General features: G+C 34.2%; 4 protein-coding genes. All 4 read right to left on the bottom strand.

Annotation, left to right across the window (positions count from 1 at the left end; genetic code table 11):
• Window positions 1-191: 191 nt before the first annotated feature.
• The gene (locus H4J67_RS19750; RefSeq protein ID WP_182169678.1) at window positions 192-581 is read right to left on the bottom strand and encodes a hypothetical protein; all 390 of its coding nucleotides are present in this window, start codon (window positions 579-581) and stop codon (window positions 192-194) included.
• Between the two features lie 144 nt (window positions 582-725).
• Entirely contained in the window at window positions 726-1,031 is a 306-nt protein-coding gene (locus tag H4J67_RS19755) for a hypothetical protein (RefSeq protein WP_182204831.1), read from the bottom strand.
• Between the two features lie 115 nt (window positions 1,032-1,146).
• Window positions 1,147-1,614, bottom strand: a complete 468-nt coding sequence (locus H4J67_RS19760) for a DUF3592 domain-containing protein (protein ID WP_182204833.1) — start codon at window positions 1,612-1,614, stop codon at window positions 1,147-1,149.
• A gap of 156 nt (window positions 1,615-1,770) precedes the next feature.
• Window positions 1,771-1,980: a hypothetical protein gene (locus H4J67_RS19765; RefSeq protein ID WP_182204836.1), complete on the bottom strand. Its 210-nt coding sequence runs from the start codon at window positions 1,978-1,980 to the stop codon at window positions 1,771-1,773.
• Window positions 1,981-2,136 lie beyond the last annotated feature (156 nt).

Raw genomic sequence — 2,136 nt, forward strand, 5'->3', positions numbered from 1 at the left:
ATTCTATGCGTTAACTCACTTAATACTAAAAGTGAATACAATGGTTCTGAAATTAATGAACAAGGATCAGTGTATTTAACTTGACGTGGGGAGTCATACCAACGCCCCATTAAGAGGCAAATAATAGTTGGCTAAAATAAGCGACGAAGGAGCAAATAGCCAGCTGTTATTTGTCCTGCTTGAATGGCTTGTTATGTGGCAGTTTTACCGCTATAAATTTTATATACAAAAAACAACATTAGCAAAGCAAACAAGTTTAAACCTAAGCCAGTTGGATTACTAAAAGTTTGCTGTAAACCACTGTCGTTTCGCAAAAAATAATGAACTGGGAATGCAAAACTCGCAACAAACTTAACACTAAAGGATTCACTGTATATGAAAACCAATTGAATAAAATAAAACACTGTTAGTAACCTTTTAGCCATTTGAGGAAATTTACCCAAAAAACAAAATATAGCTCCAACTAAACCAACAGTTAAAAATAAGATATGTAACACACCAAGTTGACCATTCAAGAATGAAGTATAAAGCTCCCAACCACTTAAGATGAAGGTCACTAAGCCAAGTAAATAAAATTTCAAATGAACCACAAATACCTCTTTTAATTCACCAAACCTGAAAGCCACATAACGCCCCATTAAGAGGCAAATAATGGTTGGCTAAAATAAGCGACGAAGGAGCAAATAGCCAACTGTTATTTGTCCTGCTTGAATGGCTTGTTATGTTTATTGGTTACGCTTGTATTTACGGTTAAAACCCCAGAAAAACAATTGAATAACTGCGAAGATCATTGTGAGAAACAAGCTCAAAACAGTAAATTTTGACTGCTGAATCGTTACCGCTTCTTCTCCCCATGTTACATAAGCTACCCAAGTTTTAGATAAAAAGGAGCCGCTTTCATCAACCAAAATTGGCACATTTAAAACAGTCCAATCAAATCCAGCCATTAGTATATTAAAAATTATTAATGAGATAACTGATACGATAGTTAATTTTATAATTTCATCTTTATGACGTTTTAACCAATCCATGAACTCTCACTTATATAGAAATAAACATAACGCCTTACTAAGCGGCGCGAAATAGTTGGCTAAAATTGCGAGGAACGAAGCTAGCCAACTGTTTAGCGTCCGTTTAAGTAACTTGTTATATGCCTTGAACACCAGTATTTTTGAACAGTCTGATTAAATTAGCCAAACAGAATATGGCCATTACAAACGAAACTACTGATAAGATATACAAAATATAATTAACAGTTACATCTAGATAAACAATTGTTGGGTTCTCCCTATTATAAATAGCCTCAACTAATGAGTTTTCTTTATAAAGCTTTAATTTCTCATTCGCCTCTTTAAAATTGTAAAGCTGATTCATATTGGAAATTTCTTTTCCAATATAACTATTACCATCAATCTCATATTGGTATTTTATATCTAGAATATAGCGTTCATCTTTATGTTCAACTCTCTTGATATCCGATGACATGATAATCGCCGGAGTTATTGGCCAATTACCAGCATTTAAGTTCCCTGCAATTTTAAAGGTTAAGAGACCAAGCCATAAAGAAGATCCGATTAGCATGAATCCAAAAAATAATTTGCTGTTTTTAAACATATCTCACTCTGCTTTATAAAAGTCTATCTGGAATACACACAATTCATCTTAGGCATATAACGCCCTATTAAGGGGCAAATTGCAGTTGGCTAAAATGTGTAGCGAAGCGGAACTAGCCAACTGTTATTTGTCCCACTTGAATAGCTTGTTATATGACTATTTATCAACAACCTGAACAGGTTTTTTAAAATTCATTATTGCTAAATAAATCCAACCGCCGATCCATGTAAAGCCAAGTGCGAATGTTACTACACCGCTTGTTAACATAGAGCGTTCTTGCTTCTTTGCTAATCGAATAGCGAATAAAGTAGGCAAAACACACGTTAAAATTAAAATATAAGGAACCATTGCTACATTAATATTCATATTACTCTCCTTGTGAATATGACTTCATAGTCATATAACGCCCCACTAAGAGGCAAATAACAGTTGGCTATAATAGAGAGCGAAGCGAACAAAGCCAACTGTTATTTGTCCTGCTTGAGTGGCTTGTTATATGCCTATTTTTTGAAACTGCTTACA

The sequence above is a fragment of the Colwellia sp. BRX10-4 genome (genome assembly GCF_014077465.1).
Taxonomy (GTDB): Bacteria; Pseudomonadota; Gammaproteobacteria; order Enterobacterales; family Alteromonadaceae; genus Colwellia_A.

Bases quoted from the DNA above. Each gene is read 5' to 3' on its own strand.
- H4J67_RS19755 (WP_182204831.1), bottom strand. From the start codon at position 1,031: ATGGATTGGTTAAAACGTCATAAAGATGAAATTATAAAATTAACTATC.
- H4J67_RS19765 (WP_182204836.1), bottom strand. From the start codon at position 1,980: ATGAATATTAATGTAGCAATGGTTCCTTATATTTTAATTTTAACGTGT.
- H4J67_RS19760 (WP_182204833.1), bottom strand. From the start codon at position 1,614: ATGTTTAAAAACAGCAAATTATTTTTTGGATTCATGCTAATCGGATCT.